This is a genomic window from Sphingomonas sp. 320_CC (assembly GCF_059691795.1).
This window is the reverse complement of sequence record NZ_JCAWAE010000001.1, coordinates 131,884-153,165: the sequence shown is the minus strand read 5'-3', so window position 1 is coordinate 153,165 and position 21,282 is coordinate 131,884. Positions and strand designations below refer to the sequence as shown.

The window sequence follows — 21,282 nt, the reverse complement described above, 5'->3', positions numbered from 1 at the left end:
CGCGCGCGTGCCGCTGGTTTCGCGGCTGATCTCGCGCGATGCGGCGCTGGACCGCGACCAGATAGCGCCGCTCCAGCTGCTGCGCGGACTGGCGGCGTCGGGTGTCGTCGTCGAGCATTTGCTGGAGCGCTATGTCCGGCGCGGTGCGATCATCCACGACCTTCCCGATTTCACGACTCGGCTCGGCCAGACCGGCGTCGCCACCTTCTTCGCGATCAGCGGCTTCATCATGGTCTATATCGCGCTTCGGGAGGACCGGCCGCCGCCATCGGGCTGGTCGTTCCTGCGCAACCGGTTCCTGCGGGTCGCGCCACTCTATTATCTGACGATGCTGATGATCGTGGCGTTCGGCTGGCTGGCGCAGGCGATGGGCGCACGGACCATTGTCGCGGCGCGCCTGCCGAACGTGGCCGAATTCCTGTTGTCGTTCGCGTTCATCCCCCACCGCGGCGCCAACGGTTTGATCCAGCCGATCTACGAGCTGGGGTGGACGCTGCATTACGAGATGTTCTTCTACCTGCTGTTCGCGGCGGGCCTCGCAGTGCTGGCGCGGCGCGGCGCGTTCCTCGTGCTGACGGTGCTGGGGCTGCTCGTCGCGGTGGGGACCGGCATCGATGCGCCACGCGACCAGGTTGGAGTATCGATCGCCGCCTATGTCTTCACGCGGCCGATCATGGCCTATTTCGCGATCGGGATCGTGATCGCGCTCGTCCGCCACCGGATCGGCGACCGCCTGCCGGTGCTGCCGATGTCGGTCATCGCGGTCGTCGCCGTGGCCGCGCTGGGAGTCGCCACTATCGACCCGAGCCAGATCGTCGCAATGGCGGCGATCGCAGGAGCGGTGGCCGTAACCGTGCTCACGACGCCCGCGACGACGCGGCGGTCGGACGGGTTCGCGGCCTTCTCGCGTGCGTTCGGCAACGCGTCCTACAGCATCTATCTCACGCACAGCTTCGTGCTGGGCGCGTTCGCGTCGGCAACCGTATCGATCGTTGCATACGGCCTACCGGCGCTGCTCGCGATGGCGGTCGTCGCCTGTGCAGTGTGCTTCGGCGTGGGGTGGCTGTCATGGCGGTTGATCGAGCTGCCGATCGCGGAAGCGTTGCGTGGACGGCGCCCGTCCAGGGCCGAACTCGTCGCCCCCTGAGGTCAGTTGGCGGTAGGCGATACCGGCAGGACGCGGCGCTCTGGAGTCGGCGGCGAAGCGCTGGTGTCGCCGACTTCGGGACCACGCGGCAGCACCCGCCGTTCGCCAAGGCTGACGGTCGGCACCGGGGAATCGTCGGGCAGGCTGGCGCGATAGCCGCTGAGGACGGGCCGCTCGCTCGGGGCGACCGCGCCGGATGCGGTGGCCACCGTCGCCGCTGCATCCGTCGCCGTCGGGGCAGCGACGGTTGCGGGCAGCGTCATTGCCGGTTCGTTACCCGCATAGACGCCGCGGAATGCGCCACCGCGTCCGGCCGGGCCGTTCCAGCGGTAGAAGATGTGCGCGCCGATCGCCGCGACCTTTTCCAGGCTCGATGCCCAATACGGCACGACATAATTGGCGTGATAATGCGTCGCCCAGCCCACCGGCGCGAACACCGCGCCGCCCAGTGCCGACGTCGCGATCCGCGAGGCGCGCAGCCAGCCCTTCTGCGACGGTAACCGGCCCAGCGCGCCGTCGCAGACGAAGGTGAACTGGCAGCCGGTCCTGCGTTGCGATCCGTCGAGGACGACACCGCACACCGTCTTGGGATAGGCGGGATGGCGGACGCGGTTGAGGATGACCTGCGCCACCGCGCGCTCGCCATCGTCCGATTCGCTGCCCGCCTCGTAATAGACCGCCATCGTCAGGCATTGCAGCGAACGGCTATAGTCCTCCGCCTTGCCGGTCCGCAGCGCAAAGGTGGACGCGGATTCGACGCGCTTCGCCACGGTCGGCGCGGCGGCGTTCCAGGCAACCGCCTGCTCGGGCGTCAGCGGCCGCATCGTCTTGGGTGCAAACGGTGCCTCGATTCGCGCCGTGCTCGCCCAGCGCGTGCCGCCGGTCGCGTCGAACGTCTTGTCCGGCGGCGTCCCGAGGCTGACGACTGCGACAATGATCGATCCGCCGATCAGGATCAGCGCCAGCAGGGCGGGCACGATCACGCCCAGGTGAAACCGACGCACCGGCGGCAACGACGAAACGGTGTTCGGATCAAGGATCAGCGTCGAGGGCGCCGGCTCGTGCGACGCGGGCGCCTGTCGCCGGATAAGGTCGAGAAGAGCCATTGCTTCGTCGGGTGTTAGTGAATTGAAGCGCACCGCGCCAGCGCGTAACGACGGGCGATCATGGTCATGCCCCTCGTCCTGCTGCTCGCCGCGCCGCTGTTGGTCCAGTCCCAGAAACCCAATGGGGCGGTGCCGCAGGCTGCCGCCCCGCAAGCATCGACCTCGCAAGTATCCGCGGGGCCGCTCGCCGGGGGATTGTTCAGCGCTGGGCAGTTGCGGCAGCGCTGTTTGTCCAACGTGCCGGCCGACGCGTCCTATTGCTTCGCCTATATCACCGGCGTGCATGACACGGTCCGCGCGTACGAGGCGTGGCTGAACCAGCGCGAATTCTGCGTGCCCCGGCATGTCCCACAAGGCGATTTGCGCCAGGCGTTCATCGACTATCTGCGCGACAAGCCCTCCGACCTGTCGGGCGAAGCGGCCTCGGTCGTCGTCGTCGCACTGAAGATTCGCTATGCCTGCGGTAGCGGCGCGCGCGGGACGCCGCCTGCCCCGTCTCGGAGCGGCAAACCCTGACGTGCGCTAGCTGCTCCGGCCCAAGCCGGAGCAGCGGTTCGGCTTATTTCGACGCGTCGTCGTAGCGATAGCGGTAGTAATCGTAGGACTGGCCGAAGCCCGCCTTCTTGGCGTTGTACTTGGTCATGACGCAGCCGATCACGGTGCCGCCGGCGCGGAGAAGGCGGGACACGGCGTTGCGGGCCTGGCCGAAATGCGCGCTCGAGGCTTCGGCGACGAACACGGTGGCCTGTGCGGCGGCCGTCAACTGTGCCGCATCGGCGAGTGCAAGGACCGGCGGACCGTCGACGATCACGACGTCGTAATCCGCTTCCAGCGCGGCGAGCAGATCCTGCATCGCGGTCCCCGCGAACAGGGTCGCGGGATCCGGTGGCAGTCGTCCGCTCGGCAGGAAGCTGAGCCCGGGGAACGCGGTCGGCAGGATCGACGCGCCGCGTTCTGTCATCCGCGCGAGGACCGACGAAAGACCGATCTCGGGCAAGGTGATTCCCAGCGTCCGGTGCAGCGACGGGCGCCGCAGGTCGGCATCGACCAGCAGGACGCGGCGGCCGAGCCCGGCGAAGTCGCGCGCGAGCGCGAACGAGGTGGTCGACTTGCCTTCCGACTTGCTGCTGCCGGTGACCAAGATCGACCGCGGCGGACCCTGGTTCGACGATAGCTCGATCGACGTCCGGATCGCGTGATACGCCTCGGCGATCTCCGACTTCGGATTGTTGAGCGCGTCGAGCGGCGAATCGCCCCGCGTGTCGGGCACGACGCCGAGCAGCGGGATGTGCAGCTTCTGCTCGACATCCTGCGGATCGCGGATCGAATCGTCGAGATAGTCGCGACCGAACGCATACAGCATCGCCAGCGCGAGCCCGGCGATCAGCGCGAGCGCGACGTTCAACAGCGGCCGCGGCGACGTCGGACGACGGGGCTGCTCGGCAGTATCGACGCTGGAGACGTTGTTGGTCGTGATCCCCGCCTCGGCGCTGACTTCCTTGTAGCGCTGGAGCAGGCCCTCGTAGAGCTGGCGGTTGGTATCCACCTCGCGGCGCAGGATATTGTAGCGAACGCTGCGGCCCTGTTCGGCGAGCGTGGCGCCCTGGAGCGCGGTAACCTGCTGGATGAGCGCGCGGTTCTGGCGTTCGGCGGTCAGATACTGGTTCTCGATCGACTTGCGCGTCACCTCCGCAAGCTGGCGGATCTGCTGGTCGAGCGTGGCGATTTCGGCAAGCGCCTGGATCACGACCGGATGATCCGGCTTCAGGCGGCGGCGGACTTCGCTGAGACTGGCGATATCTTCCGCGCGCTTCTGCGACAGGCGCTGGACCGCCTCGTTCGCCTGCACTTCGGGCAACGACATCAGCGGCGCACGACGCGCCTGTTCCCACCGCGCACGCGTCCGCAGGCGGTTGGCCTCCGACGTCGCCGAATCGGCGTTGAGCTGGATGAGGTTGGCGGTGACGAGCGAGCGCGGCGCGTTGTCCGCTTCCTGCTGGCGCGCGCCCGCGCTGGCATCGATCAACCGCGCGGACCGGGCATAGGCGATCAGGTCGCGCTCCGATCCTTCGAGGCGGGTCTTGGCGAGGCCGAGCTGGTTCTGGAGGAACCGGCGGGAATAGGACGACGCGGAGAATTTCCGCTGGATGTTCCCCTCGATGAAGTTGGTCGCGTAGCTGTTGGCGATTTCGGCGGCGAGCGCGGGGTCGCGGCTGGTGAAGATGATGTGGACGACGCGCGAGTTGCGGCGAAGGTCGATCGTCAGGTTCTTTTGCAGGACGTCGACGACCTGGTCGGCAAGGCTGGCATCGCCCGGCTTGATCACGATCTGGCGCGCGCCGGTCATCCGCTTGAGGAAGTCGTCGTTCGCACTCAGCGCGAGGCTGTCCGAAACGCGGCGCGCGATCGCCCGGCTGTTGAGCACGTCCGCCTGCGTCTGGAGGAAGCGATCGGCGTCACTGCCGGCGACCTGCGGCTCCGAATCCTCGGTGCCGAGAACCTTGGCGACCTGCTGGTCGATCTGGATGCTCGACTGCGCCGTATACTTGCGCGGCATCAGCAACGCGGAGGCGATGCCGAGCATCAGCGCGACGCCGACAATCGCGATCATCATGTAGCGATTGCGGAAGATCGTCGCCCAGACTGCGCGAAGATCGATCGCCGGTTCGTCCCCCTCGCCCTCAGGCACGGAAAAGTCCTCGCGCTCGGCGAAATTCGACCCAGGGGCCGAACCGAAGTTCCGCCGGTCGTTCGGCGTGAGAGCGCCCTGAGAGACGTCGACACTCCCCATGAGTCAGTTCTCTTCCTGTGATCTTAGAATTGCGCGAAGACGCCGAAGCCCGCGAGCAACGGTGCCGCGCGCAGGATATCATGCCAGGCCGATTTGCCCGTCGAATGGCCGACGATGATCGTGTCGCGAGCCGCGATCGCGGGATCGGCATCGTCACCGCGGCGGATCCGCTTCAGATCGAACACCGCGCCCATCCGCTTGCCGTCGATGTAACGGATCACGATCACCTCGCGCAACGACGCGTCCTCGCTCTCACCCTTGGCGAGCGCGATCGTGTCGAGCAGCGTGGTCGGCCCGGAGATCGGATAGATGCCCGGCTCCTTGACGTCGCCCTGCACGGTGACACGCTGCGCGACCGAACTGGCGACGGTGACCGTGACTTGCGGATTGACGTAGAACCGCTCGGCCAGCTTCGCGGCGAGCAGGTCGGCGAGCTGCGTGCTGGTGTTGCCGGCGGCCTGGATCCGTCCGATCAACGGCATCGATATGACGCCGGCGGCATCGACGACGACGCCGCGGGTCGAGATGTCGGCTTCTTGGAACACGACGATGTCCAGCGTATCGAGCGCGCCGATACGATAATCCTGCACCCGTGGCTCACCCACCGGCGCCGGGATCGTCTCATACGCGGCTTCGCCGGTTCGGAGGTTAGGGCCGACATTATCGTCGGCGCACGCGCCGAGCATGGCGCTCAGCGCGACCACCCCTATCAAGGTCGCTCGCATCCGTTGATCTTGCCCCTTTGGAATGACGAACCCTCGCACTACCCGGTGCACTCGGTCAAGCGTCTAACCTGTGTTACCGGCACCTGCACGACGTCACTGCCCTGCCGCGGCGGCGATGCGGACCGAATCGATCCAGAACACGCCGGGCTGACCACCACGCTCGCGGAGGTTGAGACCCAGGATCTGCACCGGACAGCCGGTTCCGACCGTGACGGCACCAGCCATCTGTCGCCAGCCCGCCCCTGGCCCGTCGAGCGCGATGGCGTCGGTCGAGATCGTGGCCGGTCGACCGGCGCATGTCAGCGAAAGCGTGGCCGGAACGTCGGCACCGCGAACCATCGCGCTCACCCGCCAGCGGCCCGGCGGCAATGTGATCGCCTGCGCCAGCGCGGTGCCGCTCGACAGGCCGTCCGAGACGATCTGCAGTGCGTGGCCGCTGCCGTCCGCGCCGCGATCCGCCGGGATCACGCGTACGCCCGGCAAGCTCGGCGCGCCCCAGGCATAGGGGATGACCCCACCCGGCAGTGGTGACGGCAACGCCTCGAACCCGCCATCCGCGACCAGCCCGCGGCCACCGCTCGCGAGCCAGACCCGACGCGCGCCGGCCACGTCGCCCCTGTCACCGAGCTGCCAGCGGATCAGCGTGGTTTCCAGCGGAGTCGCGGCGACGCCCGTCTTCTGCAGCTTGCCGAGAAACTCGAGCGTGCGCGGCACCGATTCGGCAGCGTCCTTGGCGATCAGGTTGAAGAACCCCTGCCGCCATTTGGGCGCATCGCCGAGGCGCGCGACGACGGCGTCGACGCCGCCGGGCGACAGATAGGTCCGGCGCATCTGGGGCATCAGCGCGTCGGGCAGCTGCGCGCGGCGCAACAGTGCGTCGATGCGCTCCGCGGCGACACCCGTGCTGCCGACTTCCAGCGCGCGCTCCGCCAGCCACAATTGCATCAACGTATCGCGCCAGCCCAGCGCCGCGCCCGCCTGTAGCAACGCGCTGCCGCGAACCGGCTGGTCGAGCGCGAGATCGGCATAGCCGTGCGCGCGGACTGCCCCCGCGTCGATCGGGTCGATCGCCAGCGCACGGGCCGCAGCAGCGCGTGCCGCGGCTGGCTGGCTGGCGAGTTGCTCGACATTGGCAAGCGCGGACCAGGCGCTGGCCGACCATGGCGAGACCGCCGTCGCGGCCGCGGGCTGGCCTCGCAACGTCAGGAAGCGACCCGCCGCATCGCCACTCGCCGCCAACCCGACAATGGCCGCGACGATCGTGATCGCTATGGTCGAGGACGTCCAGGCGAAGGACGCGGTCGTGCGGGACTGCGGACGACCGACCGCGGCGATCAGGCCGAGCGCGGCGCCGAACAGGCCTGCGATTCCCGCCATGCGCAGCGGGTAGTCGACCAGCGAGAACAGCAGGATCAGCGCGATCGCCGCCCCGCCCGCGACCAGTGTCGCGCGCTCCTGACGCGTGCCGGCGTGGCGATCGCCGCTCTGCCGGTCGCTCGCGCCGCGATCACCTGCGTGGCGCCAACTCGATACGAGCGCGACGATCAGCACGATCAGCCCTGCCGCGATCAGGATCGCTGCGGGCAGCCCCCCTTCGAGGACGAGTTCGAGGAAATCATTGTGCGCGTGATTGACGCTCAGCGGCGAGACCTGCCCGAGCGGTTCGACGCTGCGATAGACTCGTTCGAAGCTGCCGAATCCGGTGCCGAACGGGAACGTCTCGCGGACGATGTAGAGTGAGTTCTCCCAATATTGATAGCGCAGCTCTTCGGCGACCGTGGTGAAGCGGGCGAACAGGCGCTGCACCAGATCGGTGCGCGACAACAGGAGACCGCCGACGACATAGAGCGCGGCGGCCGCGGCGACCGACTTGCCGGTGCGCCGGACGTCGCCGACCAGGGCGAATGCGACGATCAGGGAGATCGGTAGCAACAGCAACGCGGTGCGCGAACTGGTCGCGAGAATGCCGAGCGACAGGAAGCCGATGATACCGAGCATCCCGAGCCGACGCGCCGCGCCCGTGCCCATCACGCCCGGCACCGCCGCGAAGACGATCGACACCAGCAGGAACGTCGCCTGATGATTGCGGTTGACGAAGAACCCGACGCCGAATCCGCGATGCGCGGTTTCGTAGAGGACCGGCGCGCTGCCGCCGGCCGCGACCTGCAACGCGGCGAGCACCGTCGAGATCACTGCGGCGATGACGATCAGCCTCAGCATCGTCACGCGCGACTGGAGTGGAAGTCCCGCCACCGTCAGCATCGCGGCCAGCGGCACGAGCAACGTGAGCAACGCGGTAAACGTCGTATCGGGCGTCATGCTGAAGGCGTGCCACCGCGTCGTCCAGCCGAGCAGCGTGTAGACCTGCACCGCCGTCTCGCGCGCCGGCAGGCCATGCCACCAGCTCGCTGGCAGCGGCACCAGTTGCGCCACCAGCAGGAGCGCCGCAGCGGCGAACACCAGCAGGAAGCGGCTCAGTGCGGCCGATCTCGTAGCGGTGGTCGCGGACGCAAGCGTATTGATTTCGGAGGGTGTCGGACGCGCGGCGCGGACGATCAGAACAAGTGCCAGAATTTGCGCGGCGAGTTCGATCAGCGGATAGCCAGTGCCCGCGCCCCCGCCGAACAGCAGGACGATCAGGAACGCCATCAACGGCGCATGGCGCCGCCATGGCGCCGACAAACCGAACCTATGAGTGCGAGACCGTCCGCTCGACCGCCCGCCGGACCGGCCACTCTCTCTTCGAGAGCCGCGACGCTCGTTCATGCCGCTCATGCGGAACGCCCCCACGCACCGTAGCGATGATGCTCGCTGCGGCACGGCTTGACGATGGCGTCCACCGGGTCATGCGATCCCGCGCCTGCCGTCAGCGATCGTACGTTACGTAAAGCCATCGGTGGACCGCTTCGATAAGGACTGGGACAGGCTGGTGAGCCAGCCAGGCGATCGATCGTCGCGCTCGGCCAGGACGATCATGCCGATTCGTCGATCAACGGCAGTTGGCGAAGATCACGCCACCAGTCGGTAAGTCGTCGACGTCGCCACCCGGACGCTTTTGACGTTACCGAACGCGACCGTGGATCGAAAACCACTGAAAGGCACAAAAAAGATAAAGGCGAAGCACTCGTTCGAATGCTTCGCCTCAATAACTCTCGCGATCGCGTGCCTAGCGAGGCAGCATCAGCCGATCAGTTCGGGCTGGAGTCGTCGTCACCACCGCTGGCAACGACCGCAACCACTGCAACCAGGGCAACGACACCGAGCAGCGGCAGCAGGAATGGCGCGCCAGCAAGATCATTCTTGCGCTTAGCCGACGTTCCGATGCGCATCGGCGAACCGGCGGCATCGACCATCTTTACGCTGTCGAAGCTAACTGCTTGCGGACGCGCCGGTGCTGCATACGCGGTACCGATGAAAGCCTGGCTAGCGAGCGCCGCTCCAAGAATGATCTTTTTGAACATGATTTCCGACCCCTGAATACGGCGGTTCCGCGCCTATACTTCAGTTACTCAGGTGCTGGCAGAAGAGTCAAGTACAGGGATCGCACCACTAACCTGGATCAATTGCCTAAATTGCATGTTCCTTACAATAGGCCCGTTTGTTTTTTACAATTTGCTGCAGTTGCTCACTCTCACGAGTTCACATTGGCAACGAGACAGCAAGTATGTCCCTTTTTTCACCTTCCAAGTAGATCGCACTGAGAACGCCTGTTCGATACGCACCGGTATCGATACCAATCCGGTTCTCGCGGACATCGACATCGGGGGTAATGCTATGTCCGTGGACGACGACCGCGCCGAAGTCGCGTTCGGACCGAAGGAACTCGCCACGGATCCACAGCATGTCGTCGCGTACCTGCCGCGCAAGCGCGACACCGGGACGAACACCCGCATGGACGAAGTAATAGTCTCCGGACTGGACGCTGAGCGGCAATTGACGAAGCCAGGCTAGCCATTGCCGCGGGATCGCGCGGCGCGCGCCGTTCATATAGTCGCGTGGGTCGTCGTCGATGCGCAGCGGCGCGATGCCGAAGCTGGCGAGCGTCGCATCGCCGCCCACCGCGAGCCATCGCCGCAATGCGTCCGGATCGCCGTCGAGCGCCTGAAGCATCGCCTCTTCATGATTACCGAGCAGGACGATGACGCGGCTGTTCTGGCGCTGGAGACCATAAAGCATCGCCAGCACCTCGGCGCTTTGCGGTCCCCGATCGACGACGTCTCCGATCAAAACCACGTAGAGCGAGCGGGCCGGCGGCAAGCTTGCAGAATGCTCGCCGATCCGCGCGATCAACATCTGGAGAAGGTCGTATCGGCCGTGGATGTCACCGATGGCATATATTCGGTCACCAGAATCGGTGCTTGGCAACGCAACATCTCCGGTATAGCGTTTCCCGCAAGGTCGTGGGGGAAGCGCGGCGATCTAACTTGAATATGCCATTGCGATCAATTGGTTCGATTGCTGGAATATCAAAGTCTGCGATAGTGGAGCACTGCACATCCCATGGGCTGGCCGATAATTGAAGAGCGCCAGTCACGGACGGTATGCACCAAGTCGAGCATGATCCCGATGGACTGGTGGCGCAAGATGGGGACGCGACAAAGTGGCTGAGGTCGGATCAACGTCAGCCCGTTCCCTGCCCGAGCGGTTCTTCGTGAACCCGGGCAATGACAGCGATACTGCCACATCCTCAGCGGAATCTACGCCGCGGCGAACGAATACACCCGTTGCATCGATCGATCATTTGCGCTTCCCGGTAAATGCGGATAGCGGCACCCCAATGCGCGTCCTGCTTGTCGCCTCGGCCGGTGGGCATTGGATCGAACTTCACCGTCTTCGCGCGGCGTTCGTCGGCGCCGACTGCCAATTCGTCAGCACGTCCAAAGGCATGACGCCCCCGCTCGGCGACCGCGAGGTTCTTGAAATCGCCGACACCGCGCGGGATTCGGCGTGGGCGATGGCACCTACCCTGCTTGGCTTGCTGCGAGTCTTCCGCGCGTTCGATCCAGACCTGGTCGTGTCGACCGGTGCCGCACCGGGCGCGCTGGCGCTGATGATCGCCAAGATGTTTGGCGCACGAACGATCTGGATCGACAGCATCGCCAACAGCGAAACATTGTCGCTGTCGGGGCGCCTCGTGAAGCCGTTCGCCGATCTGCGAATCGCGCAGTGGCAACATCTCGCCGACGAGAACCCGTCGCTGCGTTACCTAGGGCAAATCCTGTGATCCTAGTGTCCGTCGGTACGCAATTGCCTTTCGATCGCCTGATCCGCGCGGTCGACGGATGGGCGGTCGACCATGGTCGCTCCGATGTGATCGCGCAGGTAGGGCCGACCCGCTATCGCCCGGTCGCCCTGAAGAGCTTCGCGCACGTCGCCTACGACGTCTTCCGCGATCTGCAGAAGGAGTGTCGCGTGATGGTTTGCCATGCCGGCATGGGATCGATCATCACCGCGATGGAATTCGGCAAGCCGATCATCGTGATGCCGCGAAACCACAAGCTGGGCGAACATCGCAACGGCCACCAGTTCGCGACCCTGCGGCAATTTGGCGATCGCCCCGGCATCTACCCCGCGGACACGGAAGTCGAACTGCGCGCGCTGCTCGAGCGGGTCGATGACCTGACTGCGTATCCGACGCTCAATACCATCGCCTCGGATGCGTTTGTCGAGCAATTGGCGGAGATCGTTCATCAGCCCGCCAAGACCTCCAAGATCCGACAACTACGGCATTTTCTCTCCGGCAAACGGGCCGGTGAGCCCGACAGACCCGGTCTCCGATAGATACCGCGATGCAACAAATTACCTTGATGCTTTATTGTCGGCATGTTAGCCAAGAACTGACAGTGTAAATGGGGGTTTGCGTGAAAAATAGAGCGGCTTTTGTCTTGCTAGCCGCCTTTGCGCTTGCCGGATGTTCGAAATCCGGCCCGCCCCCTATTTCGAGCGGTGAACGCTATGCCGAGGGCGCAGCGAGCGACGACATCTACAAACTAGGCGCTGGCGACAAGATTCGCGTCATTGTTTACAATGAACCGCAATTGAGCGGCGACTTCTCGGTCAGCAGCGACGGCGAGATCTCGCTGCCGCTGATCGGCAACGTGCAGGTCGCGGGCAAGCCGATCGAGCGTGTCACGCAGGAGGTGCAGGCGCGCCTGTCCGATGGCTATCTGCGCGATCCGCGCGTGAACATGGAAGTGGCGACCTACCGCCCGTTCTTCATCCTCGGCGAAGTCCGCTCGCCCGGCCAATATCCCTATCTGAGCGGGCTGACCGCTTTGAATGCGATCGCCACGGCACAGGGCTATACGCCCCGCGCGCGCAAGGCGACCGTCCGCATCCGCCGGTTCGGTGATCAATATGAACAGGAATATGTCCTGACGCCCAACCTGCGAATCTATCCGGGCGACACGATCCGCCTGACGGAGCGGTTTTTCTGATACCGAGCACGATCCGGTCAGGCCGGTCGATACGCTATCGCTTGTTTTCGACGAGCCGGACCTGGGACGCGGACGATATGACGGGGGTACGCAGCATCACGCAGACGCGCGCCGCGTCGAGGCACCGGACAGCCGCGCTGTGGCTTCGCGGTACACTGATCGCAGCGTCCGCGCTTACCCCGGCCGTTGCCGCCGCGCAGACCAGCAGCCTGTTGCTCCCGCCAGCGACAACCAGCGGTGACGACTATGATCGCGGTCACAATGTAGGTGTCGTCGAACGTGGGCGGCCCGAATACGACGCGCTGGGCGTCCGGCTGGGCAGTTTTATCGTAAACCCGCAGCTGAACACGTCGATCGGTTACAGCGACAACATCTTCAACGACAATACGAACAAGAAGTCCGACGTCTACACGTCGTTCGAACCGTATGTGAACGTGGCGTCCGACTGGTCGGTGCATCAGTTGCGGCTTACCGGCGCTGCGGACATCCGGCGTTTCGCCAAGCAGACCATCCGCAATCAGGATGCGTGGAACGTCCAGGGCAGCGGTCGCATCGACGTGACGCGCGACCTGACGGTGCGGCTCGACGCACAGGCAGACCGAACGTACGAGTCGCCGTTCTCCGCCGACGTCGTCGCGAATCTGATCGAGCCGTCGCGGTATCTGCGCACGTTCCTGGGGACCCGGACGTCGTACGATTCCGGCCGGTCGCGCGTGATCGGGACGATCGATCGCACCTCGTACGAATTCAGTTCGGTGCGCTTTGCGGACGGGTTGATCCGCGACCAGCGGTATCGCGATCGCGTCACCTATGCCGGCACCGGCACGTATGAACTCGGTTTCAGCCCCAGCTTGTCGCTCTACGCGCGGCTCGAGGCCGACCGGAACAACTACGGTCTGGCGCAGGCGTTCGGCGCACCCAACCGCGATTCGAACGGTTATCGCGGCGTGTTCGGATCGAATTTCGATATCGCCGGCGTCGCGCGCGGCACCGTCGGTATCGGCTATAGTTATCGCAAGTTCGACGCGAGCCAGACGTATCGCACGACGAGCGGCCTGTCGGTCGAGGCACGCGCGGACTGGTTTCCGAGCGAACTGACGACGGTCGGCATTCTCCTGCAACGCCGGTTGATCGACGTCGACTTGTCCAACGCGGGTAGTTCCTGGGACAACCGGATCCGAGTCACGGTCGATCACGAACTTCTGTACAATCTGATCGTCACGGTCGGCGGCGAAGTTAGCAAGCGCGAGTATCCGGAGCGGTCGAGTTCCACGCAAGTCTATCGCGCGGAAGTCGGCAGCCGCTACCAGATCACGCGATGGCTCGGTCTCGATGCGAACATCGGCTACGGATCCAACAAACCGAGCGGCGTCGGCCTCGGCAATCCTTTTGACGAGTTGCGTGCACGTTTCTCGATCCGTATCAGACGATAGGACGCAACCATGTCTCAACTGAAGAACAACGGCCTGTCCGCCAGATACTTAGGAAAATCCTGACATGAAGGTCGTGAACGCGGCAGAGCCCGAGACCCGGTTGAGCGACGTGATCCGCACGGTGCGCGACGTCATCCGCCGGCGCATCCTGATCCTCCTTGGCATCACCGCGGTGGTCGCTGCGATCGGCATCATCCTGACGCTGCGGATCACGCCGGTCTATCAGGGCGTGACCCGCATCCAGATCGATCCGAGCCGCAACCCGCTGGCGCGCACCGCCAACGATGCGCAGGCGCAGCTCGCCAGTGAGGCGATCGAGACCGAGGTGTCGGTGATCCGCTCGCTCGACCTGGCGCGCGTCGTCGTCAAGCGGCTCAACCTGCTCAACGATCCGGAATTCAGTGGTGGCCCGCCCCCCGAAGGCAAGCCTGCATTGTCGCCGGCGGCCAAGCTCGATGTCGTCGCGCGGTCGGTCAACAGCCACCTCGACGTCGCGCGCGATCGCCTGACCTATATCATGGCGATCCGCTTCAATTCTGAATCCGCCGACAAGGCCGCACGCATCGCCAATGCGTTCGCGACCGGCTATCTCGATACCAAGGTCGGCAACAAGATCGGTAGCGCCGAGCGCCAGACGGCGTGGTACCAGAAGCGCATGGACGAACTCGCGGCCGACATCCGCGTCGCCGACGAGCGTGTCGCGCAGTACCAGGCGCAGGCCGGTATCGTCCGCGGTGCCTCGAACCAGACCGGAACGATCGTCGACCAGCAGGTCGCACCGCTCTCCGTCCAGTTGGCTAGCGCGGAGTCCTTCGCCGCCGAAGCACGCTCCAAGGAACAGTCGGCTCGCCAGCAGGTCAGCCGCGGTACGCTCGACGCGATTTCCGACGTTCGGCAGTCGGCGACGATCCAGGATCTCCGCCGTCAGCGCGCAGTCTTGTCGCAGACGATGGAAGACGTACGTGGCCGGTACGGCGAACGGCATCCGGACTTCATCAAGGTCCGCGATCAGGTCGCGGGCATCGATGCCGAGCTGAACAAGGAAATGGGTCGTGTCGTGCGGTCGCTCGGCGCTGATGCCGGGGCCGCTGACGCCCGCGCCGCGAGCCTTCGCGGATCGATGACGCAGCTTGAGCAGAAGCAGTCCAACAACGCCCGCGCCTCGGTCATCGCGGCCAGTCTCCAGCGCGACGCCGACGGCAAGCACGACGCGTACGAAAAGATTTCGCAGATGGCGCTCGAATCGCGTCAGGCTGCGCAGAACTCGATCGCGCAGGCGCAGATCATCGACAATGCCGAGCCGCCACAGTCGCCCAGCTGGCCGAACCGCCCGCTGCTGTTCCTGTTGTCGCTCATCGCCGGGTTCGGCGTCGGCATCGCGGTCATCGTGACACAGGAAATGCTGGTCACCGGCATGCGCAGCATCGACGAAGTCGAAAGCGAGCTGGGCGTGCCGTTGATCGCGGCGATCCCGAATATCCGGCAGGATCACCCTGCCGATATCGTGGTCGACAAGCCGACGTCGCAATATTCCGAAGCGTTGCGCAATGCCCGCGCCTCGCTGCTCGGCGTCCGTGGCCAGCCTCGGCCGAAGATCATCGCGCTTACCTCGGCCCTGCCGGGCGAAGGCAAGACCACCACCGCGCTGGCACTGGCGCGCGTGATGGCGATGAACGGCGACAGGACGATCATCGTCGATGCGGACGTTCGGCGCGCGCAGTTGCGGATGATCACGCAGACCAAGGCGGATGGCGTCGGCCTGGTCGAACTGCTGCACGGCGACGTGACGCTCGACGAGGCGATCGAGCCGAGCGGGTTGCAGAATCTCGACCAGATTATCATCCACAAGCCATTCTTCTCGTCCGAGAATCTGTTCGGCAACGACCTGATGCCGAAGATCCTCGAACAGCTGTCCGAGCGCTACGACACGATCATCCTCGATCTTCCGCCGCTCGTCGGTCTGGCGGATGGTCGCTTCCTCGCGGCCCTGGCCGATGCGGTCGCTCTCGTGATCCGCTGGAACAACACGCCGAAGCACGCCGTCACCTCGGCCGCCGCATGGCTGAAGTCGGATGGCGCCAACCTGGTCGGCTCGATGTTCACGATGGTCGACACCAGCTCGCAGGCAGTCGGTTCGTATTATTACTATTCGAAGCAATATTCGGAATATTACCAGGAAGCGTAATGGCGCCGGGCCGTTGGTGAAGGCGATTGGCGGGCTTCACCAACGGCGTTCGAGCGCGGAGCTACCACCGCTAAAGGTGGACCATCGGTCCGCGACCGATTTGGCGGAGACAGACGCTGACGCAGCGTTCACGACCGCGACATGCAGGTCCGATCGCATTCCAGCGAACAGTCTAAACTCGCCTCTCACGAACACTCTCGCAGTCCCGCGCTGCAAAGTGAGGAAGACCGTGGGCCGCGCGGCTTACCGAGCTCAGTCGTGATACGCCGCTAGTCTACCATCGCCTTGCAAACGCTCAACTTATCGCGAACCGGCCAACCTCTGAACGCCGCAAAACTGGCAAAACGACGCGCATATCGGCGAAGCCCGGCGCGTGGTTCCCGACGTATAAGCCGCACGTCTCGACTAAAATCGATTGTCGTGCGCCGCTGGCGTGGGATGGATGATGCGATCCACGTTCGGAGAGGTGAGTATATGCGTTCCAATCTTCCTAAATTTACCACGGTCGCGCTGATCCTGGTCGGCGCCACGGGCCTTGGCGGTTGCGCCACGAAGGGCTTCGTCCGGGAGCAGATCGCTACCGTGAACACCCGCATCGACGGCATGGACGGGCGCCTGCGTACCGTCGAGGGCACGTCCGGCCAGGCATTGGCACAGGCTCAGGCTGCTGCCGGTCAGGCGCAGCAGAACGGTCAGCGGATCGACCAGATCAACGGTCGCGTCGATGGCATGGAGCAGCAGATGCAACAGCGGCAGCGCAAGCCACGCGGCTAAGCGCAGCATCGCGCACTCCGGTTGCCTGAAGGGACAAATCTGCTGAACAGGACCGCCGCCGTAGACGGGCCGTGCCGTATCGCCTCGCGTACTGGCATAGCCGCGGTGCTCATGATCGCAGTGCTTGCAGCGCAACCGGGTTTCGCCACGGCCCCCCCGTCGCACGCGACCGACCGCAAGGCCGTATCGCACACGCGCGACCGCAAAGCCGTGGCGAAACCACGTCCGAAAGCCGTTCCGGCCGAGGACGTGACCCAAGACCCGGAACCCATGCGATCGGAAACGGCCAACCGCATGATCGCATGGGTGACGGCCGCCCACGACAATGGGACCCTGCCCTACGTCGTCATCGACAAGCCGACGGCGACGTTGTTCCTGTTCAGCGCCAAGGGCGACTATCAGGGACAGACGCCTGTCCTGCTCGGCGTCGGCATAGGCGATGATTCGACGCCCGGCGTCGGCGCGAAGAACCTTGCGGAGATCGGTCCGGCCGAACGGACGACGCCCGCGGGCAGGTTCGTCGCGAAATTCGGCAAGGCGCTGGGCCGCCAGCGAGTCCTCTGGGTGGATATACGAATTCGGTGGCACTGCATGCGGTGATCACCACGCACAAGTCGGAGCATCGCGTCGAACGGCTGCTGTCTCCGACGCCGGACGACAATCGGATCAGCTTCGGCTGCATCAATGTCGGCACCAGTTTCTATACGAAAAAGCTTCGCCCGCTGCTGCAGCGAAAAGGCGGCGTGGTCTATATCCTGCCCGATACCAAGTCGCTCGACGAGGTGTTCCCCCGCGTGCGCCTGCTGCCGTATCTGAATAGCGTGGCGAGCAAGTAGGTGTATCCAGGCTGGCCATCGTGGCTTTGCCGATACGCAGGAACAGTGGCGGACCCCGGTCGGGGCGACGTCGAAAGGGACGAAGACGATGATATTGGCGCTTGCCCTGCTTGCTGCCGCGGCAGACCGACCGGTCGTCGTGAGCGCGCTCACCACCGATCAGCTCGTCGAACAGTGTCGCGGCAAGGACAACGACCCTGCGCCGACATTCTGCACCGGCTACATCCTGGCGGCGTTCGACACGCTCTCACTGGCCCGCCAGATTTGCCCGTCGCCGACGCGCTCTTCCAACATCGAGGTCATGGCGACCGCGCGTAAATATCTGCGGACGCGGGGCAAGAAGGCGACCGGCGCACCGTCGTTCGTGGTGCGCGACGCACTGCAGCGCGCGTTCCCGTGCAAACGAAAGTAGCGCCGGCTACGATCTCGGACTGACGCTAGCGGGCGGGGAGCGTCAGTCCGCCTGAACCGCTCCCGCGCCCACGGAACTATCCTTTAGCGAACCGACGAGCATTGCCGGTCCGCGAGCGGACGATAGGCGGCAGGTTTGCACGGAGCAGGCTCGCCCCATATCCAGCTCGAGCCGACATAACCGAGATACACCCGGCCGAAGACGTCGGGATCGGCGCCGACCACGCTGACCTGATCGAGCGTACCGACCGGGAAGTCGGTGAGTTGCTGCCAACTCGCGGCGTCGTCGACCGAGCGCCAGATGCCGTATTCGCCGGCCACGCGCCCCGACAGGAACAGCGTCGGATAGGTCTTGCCCTTGGCCGCCTTGCCGAACGCGATGTCGTCGACGCGGGTAACGCCGGTGACGGTTTGCCAGGTCTTGCCGCCGTCGACGCTGCGACGCAGGCCGGTATCGCTGGTGTGCTCGAAGGCGGAGGTGAAGAACAGGTTGCCGGGATGGCCAGGCACCGACCGGAGCTTTGCCGCGAGTTCGCTCGACGGCGCGAGTTCGCCGTCGAACACCTTGTCCCAGCCGACGCCGCCATCGGTCGTCCGCCACAGGCCCTGGAGACCGGCGTTCGCGCCACCGCCGCTATGATAGAGGTAGAAGGTGCCGGGGACGGCCTTGTCCGCGGTCAGCGTCTTGCGCTGCATCCACTGCGCCTGGAACGATCCGGGGGTGTCACCGCTCGCGCCGGGCAGGCGGACCGGTGTCCAGCTGCGGCCGCCATCCTTGGTGTAATAGGGCTGGCGGTTGAACGCGGGTGCCCAGATGATGTTCTGCGGATCGCCGGACGAGACCGCGATCGTCCCGAACGACATTCGCCAGGGATCGTCGTCCTTGGTGCCAGGCGGTGTCGGTAGCGTCGGGAACTTGGCCCATTTGCGGCCGCCGTCTGTGCTGGTGCCCGCCATCACCGCGTTGCCGTCCTCCGAACAGCAGCCCATCCGCGCATCGGACGCGTTGCTGACGACGAAGCCGGGCTTCGCCGGCGTCCAGTCGAGCTGCGGGACGGTCATCAAGGCACGCTCGCCGGGGCCGAACGTCGTCGAATAGGCGTTGAGATCGTCCTTCACGTGGATACCGAAATCCCAGCCGGCAAAGATCGGCGAGCCGCCGGATGGCTGGATCACGTCGTTGGCGACGAGTTCCTCGATCCCGCGAGTCTGGCTGACCCAGTCGAGCGCGCCCGTGCCGGGCGGTACGTCGGCGTAGAACACGCCCATGCCCGCCGCGACCCAGACCCGGTTCGGGACGACGGGATCGAACATCATGTCCGCGGTCGTGAAGAACGGTGCGTTGGCGACGCGGAGCCAGGGGGGATCGCCCGCCCCGGCCTTCGCGCTGTGCGATACGCTGTTCCAAGTCGCGCCGCCGTCGGCGCTGGCATAGCCCTGCCCGCCGCGATCGACGACGATCACCTGGTCGGCATGGGGATTGGCGACGACCGCGGCATATTCGCGCACGGTCAGGCCGAGGTCCGCGGTCAGATCGCGCCAGCGTCCGTCGCGGTACGACCAGATCGACTTGGTCAGATCATCGACGCCGAAGAACGTGCCGCGACGATCGAACGTACCGCGCTGGAGCGTCATTGGCTGCGACCCGACCGCCGGAAGGGGGCGGAACGTCGCACCCGCATCGCTCGACACGAACATGCCGGCACCCGACGCGAGCGCGAACAGCCGCCCGGTCGGCTTGCCGCCGGCGGGTCGTTCGAACCACAGCATCGTGCCGGGTGTCTGCGCGCCCGCATCGGGCTTGCGATCCTTGCTGACCGGGACCGAGCCAACATGGGCCCACTGTGCGCCGCCATCGGTCGAGCGCCACAGCCCGGTCGCGGGGGTGCCGAGCAGGACGATGTCCGGATTGGTCGGATCGACCGCCATGAACGGACCGTGCAGGCGGAACTCGCTGTTCGCGTCCCACACTATCGGGAAGGGATTGCCGGCATTGGGCTGGACCCAGTGCCTGCCGGTATCGTCCGAGCGATAGACCCGGCCCTGCAACGCCATGTAGATGCGTTGCGCGCGCGAAGGGGCGACGACGATCTCGTACGCGCCCGCGGCGGCGCCGTTCTGCGTGCGAATGCTGTCGGGCATCGATGCCGCGGTGACGAGCTGGCTCCAGCGGTTCGCCGACGCGTCCCAGATATACGCGCCATAGACGTCGGTGCGCGCGACGAAGGTCTCGCCCGACGCATCGCTCGACAGGCCGGAGATCATGCCGCCGCCGCCGATCGCGACGTGCTTCCACTGATAGGCTTCGGATGCGACCGGGCCACCCGCCTGCGACAAAGCGGGCGGCGCGGCGTGCGCCTGGTGATCGCTCCCGAACCAGAAGGCGGCGATCCCGGCGGCGAGCGCGAGCAGCATCACGACGCCCAGGATCCACGGCCAGCGACGGCGGCGGGGCTGGACGAAATCCTCGTAGCGGACGGTGCGGCGTACATGTGGTTCCATCGAACTCCCTGCCGATCCCGGCCCCGCGCGAGGGCTGTCAATCATGCGTTCTGGTTGCCAGATAGTAGATCGCGACCGGACTTGTCACGAGATAGCGCCAACCGAGCCGCACCGGTTCGCGCGCGGCACGGTAGAGCCACTCCAGCCCGGTCGCCTGCATCCATGCCGGCGCGCGCGATACGCCGCCTCCATAATGGTCGAACAGCCCGCCACAGGTCCGGATCCACGCGACCCCGCCGAGCAGATGGCGGTTGTCGACCGCGAACCGCTCCTGCGCGGGGCTGCCCATGCCGATCCACAACACGTCGGCGCCGGATGCGCGAACCTTCGCGCAGATGTCCGGGATCGCGCCCGCCGAGAAGAACCCGTGGCGTGTGCCGACGACCTTGAGGCCGGGGAAGCGGCTGCGGAGATGTTGCGCGGCGCGGGCCGCGACGCCCGGGCGCGAGCCGAGGAAGAAGAAGCGGATGTCATCGCGCGCGGCGATGGTCGCCGCGTCGAGCAGGAAATCGGTGGTGGCGATGCGCTCCTCGAGCGGTTCGCGGCACAAGAGCCGGCTGGCGAATACCAGCGGCATGCCGTCCGCATCGACGATATCCGCGCCGTCGATCAGCCGTCGATACTCCTCGTCGCGATTATAGGCGGCGATGACGCTGCCATTGGCCGAGGTGACGATGCGCGGTTCCGCCAGCGTCCCGGCCCGCGCGCGCGCTGTGTCGGCCAGCATCAACGCCGCGAGTTCGTCGCGCCGCAGCCGGGCGATCTTCATGCCGCCGATCATCGCGGTCCGCACGCGGCTTTCATCGACAACGGACGCATCGACGGCGTTCGGCGCAGTACTGTGATGATCGCGTTCGAACAGCGGCTCGTCTCCCCGTCCAGATCTTACAAGACCGCAAACGTCTGACCTGTATTGAGGATGCTATGCGCGAGCC

General features: G+C 65.6%; 19 protein-coding genes. 11 read left to right on the top strand and 8 right to left on the bottom strand.

Features of this window, described 5'->3' with window-relative positions:
* The first annotated feature begins 7 nt into the window (after positions 1-7).
* Entirely contained in the window at positions 8-1,147 is a 1,140-nt protein-coding gene (locus tag AC59GX_RS00700) for an acyltransferase family protein (RefSeq protein WP_426282768.1), read from the top strand.
* Positions 1,148-1,149: 2 nt separating this feature from the next.
* On the opposite strand, the gene AC59GX_RS00695 is transcribed toward AC59GX_RS00700, so the two are convergent.
* The gene (locus AC59GX_RS00695; protein WP_426282769.1) at positions 1,150-2,253 is read right to left on the bottom strand and encodes a cell wall hydrolase; all 1,104 of its coding nucleotides are present in this window, start codon (positions 2,251-2,253) and stop codon (positions 1,150-1,152) included.
* Positions 2,254-2,319: 66 nt separating this feature from the next.
* On the opposite strand from AC59GX_RS00695, the gene AC59GX_RS00690 reads away from it, so the two are divergent.
* A complete protein-coding gene (locus tag AC59GX_RS00690; RefSeq protein ID WP_497300592.1) occupies positions 2,320-2,769 on the top strand; it encodes a Rap1a/Tai family immunity protein in 450 nt (149 codons plus the stop codon).
* 43 nt (positions 2,770-2,812) lie between these two features.
* Here the strand turns inward: AC59GX_RS00690 and AC59GX_RS00685 are convergent, their stop codons facing one another.
* The 5 genes from AC59GX_RS00685 to AC59GX_RS00665 all read right to left on the bottom strand — a co-directional run bounded on the left by AC59GX_RS00685 (position 2,813) and on the right by AC59GX_RS00665 (position 10,134).
* On the bottom strand, positions 2,813-5,044 hold the full coding sequence (locus AC59GX_RS00685) for a GumC family protein (RefSeq protein ID WP_497300590.1): 2,232 nt from the start codon (positions 5,042-5,044) through the stop codon (positions 2,813-2,815).
* 23 nt (positions 5,045-5,067) lie between these two features.
* A complete protein-coding gene (locus AC59GX_RS00680; protein WP_107951814.1) occupies positions 5,068-5,769 on the bottom strand; it encodes a polysaccharide biosynthesis/export family protein in 702 nt (233 codons plus the stop codon).
* A gap of 93 nt (positions 5,770-5,862) precedes the next feature.
* Positions 5,863-8,418, bottom strand: coding sequence for an O-antigen ligase family protein (locus AC59GX_RS00675; RefSeq protein WP_426282772.1), 2,556 nt, complete (start codon positions 8,416-8,418; stop codon positions 5,863-5,865).
* A gap of 539 nt (positions 8,419-8,957) precedes the next feature.
* Positions 8,958-9,230 (bottom strand): hypothetical protein, encoded by a 273-nt coding sequence (locus tag AC59GX_RS00670; RefSeq protein WP_136189106.1) that lies wholly within the window; start codon positions 9,228-9,230, stop codon positions 8,958-8,960.
* A gap of 178 nt (positions 9,231-9,408) precedes the next feature.
* On the bottom strand, positions 9,409-10,134 hold the full coding sequence (locus tag AC59GX_RS00665; protein WP_426282773.1) for a metallophosphoesterase family protein: 726 nt from the start codon (positions 10,132-10,134) through the stop codon (positions 9,409-9,411).
* Between the two features lie 412 nt (positions 10,135-10,546).
* On the opposite strand from AC59GX_RS00665, the gene AC59GX_RS00660 reads away from it, so the two are divergent.
* From AC59GX_RS00660 to AC59GX_RS00620, 9 genes are all read left to right on the top strand, one after another.
* Positions 10,547-10,993, top strand: coding sequence for a glycosyltransferase family protein (locus AC59GX_RS00660; RefSeq protein ID WP_056061499.1), 447 nt, complete (start codon positions 10,547-10,549; stop codon positions 10,991-10,993).
* Positions 10,936-11,550, top strand: coding sequence for a glycosyltransferase (locus tag AC59GX_RS00655; protein WP_497300587.1), 615 nt, complete (start codon positions 10,936-10,938; stop codon positions 11,548-11,550). Before AC59GX_RS00660 ends, AC59GX_RS00655 begins: the two co-directional genes overlap by 58 nt.
* Before the next feature lie 104 nt (positions 11,551-11,654).
* Positions 11,655-12,206: a polysaccharide biosynthesis/export family protein gene (locus tag AC59GX_RS00650; protein WP_235524626.1), complete on the top strand. Its 552-nt coding sequence runs from the start codon at positions 11,655-11,657 to the stop codon at positions 12,204-12,206.
* A gap of 77 nt (positions 12,207-12,283) precedes the next feature.
* The gene (locus AC59GX_RS00645) at positions 12,284-13,639 is read left to right on the top strand and encodes an outer membrane beta-barrel protein (protein WP_497300585.1); all 1,356 of its coding nucleotides are present in this window, start codon (positions 12,284-12,286) and stop codon (positions 13,637-13,639) included.
* A gap of 64 nt (positions 13,640-13,703) precedes the next feature.
* Positions 13,704-15,824: a GumC family protein gene (locus tag AC59GX_RS00640; protein ID WP_426282777.1), complete on the top strand. Its 2,121-nt coding sequence runs from the start codon at positions 13,704-13,706 to the stop codon at positions 15,822-15,824.
* A gap of 474 nt (positions 15,825-16,298) precedes the next feature.
* Positions 16,299-16,598, top strand: coding sequence for a hypothetical protein (locus AC59GX_RS00635; protein ID WP_056061514.1), 300 nt, complete (start codon positions 16,299-16,301; stop codon positions 16,596-16,598).
* A 111-nt stretch (positions 16,599-16,709) separates the two neighbouring features.
* Positions 16,710-17,198 carry a hypothetical protein gene (locus tag AC59GX_RS00630; protein ID WP_497300583.1) on the top strand — a complete coding sequence of 163 codons (489 nt, stop codon included), beginning with the start codon at positions 16,710-16,712 and terminating at the stop codon, positions 17,196-17,198.
* Positions 17,180-17,434 (top strand): hypothetical protein, encoded by a 255-nt coding sequence (locus AC59GX_RS00625; RefSeq protein WP_497300582.1) that lies wholly within the window; start codon positions 17,180-17,182, stop codon positions 17,432-17,434. Before AC59GX_RS00630 ends, AC59GX_RS00625 begins: the two co-directional genes overlap by 19 nt.
* An 88-nt stretch (positions 17,435-17,522) precedes the next feature.
* Complete coding sequence (locus AC59GX_RS00620) at positions 17,523-17,846, top strand: Rap1a/Tai family immunity protein (protein ID WP_333961211.1); 324 nt, start codon at positions 17,523-17,525, stop codon at positions 17,844-17,846.
* Positions 17,847-17,929: 83 nt separating this feature from the next.
* Here the strand turns inward: AC59GX_RS00620 and AC59GX_RS00615 are convergent, their stop codons facing one another.
* Together AC59GX_RS00615 and AC59GX_RS00610 are read right to left on the bottom strand one after the other, a co-directional pair.
* Positions 17,930-20,347: a WD40/YVTN/BNR-like repeat-containing protein gene (locus AC59GX_RS00615; RefSeq protein WP_426282779.1), complete on the bottom strand. Its 2,418-nt coding sequence runs from the start codon at positions 20,345-20,347 to the stop codon at positions 17,930-17,932.
* A gap of 37 nt (positions 20,348-20,384) precedes the next feature.
* A complete protein-coding gene (locus AC59GX_RS00610; protein WP_426282780.1) occupies positions 20,385-21,140 on the bottom strand; it encodes a WecB/TagA/CpsF family glycosyltransferase in 756 nt (251 codons plus the stop codon).
* Between the last annotated feature and the right edge of the window lie 142 nt (positions 21,141-21,282).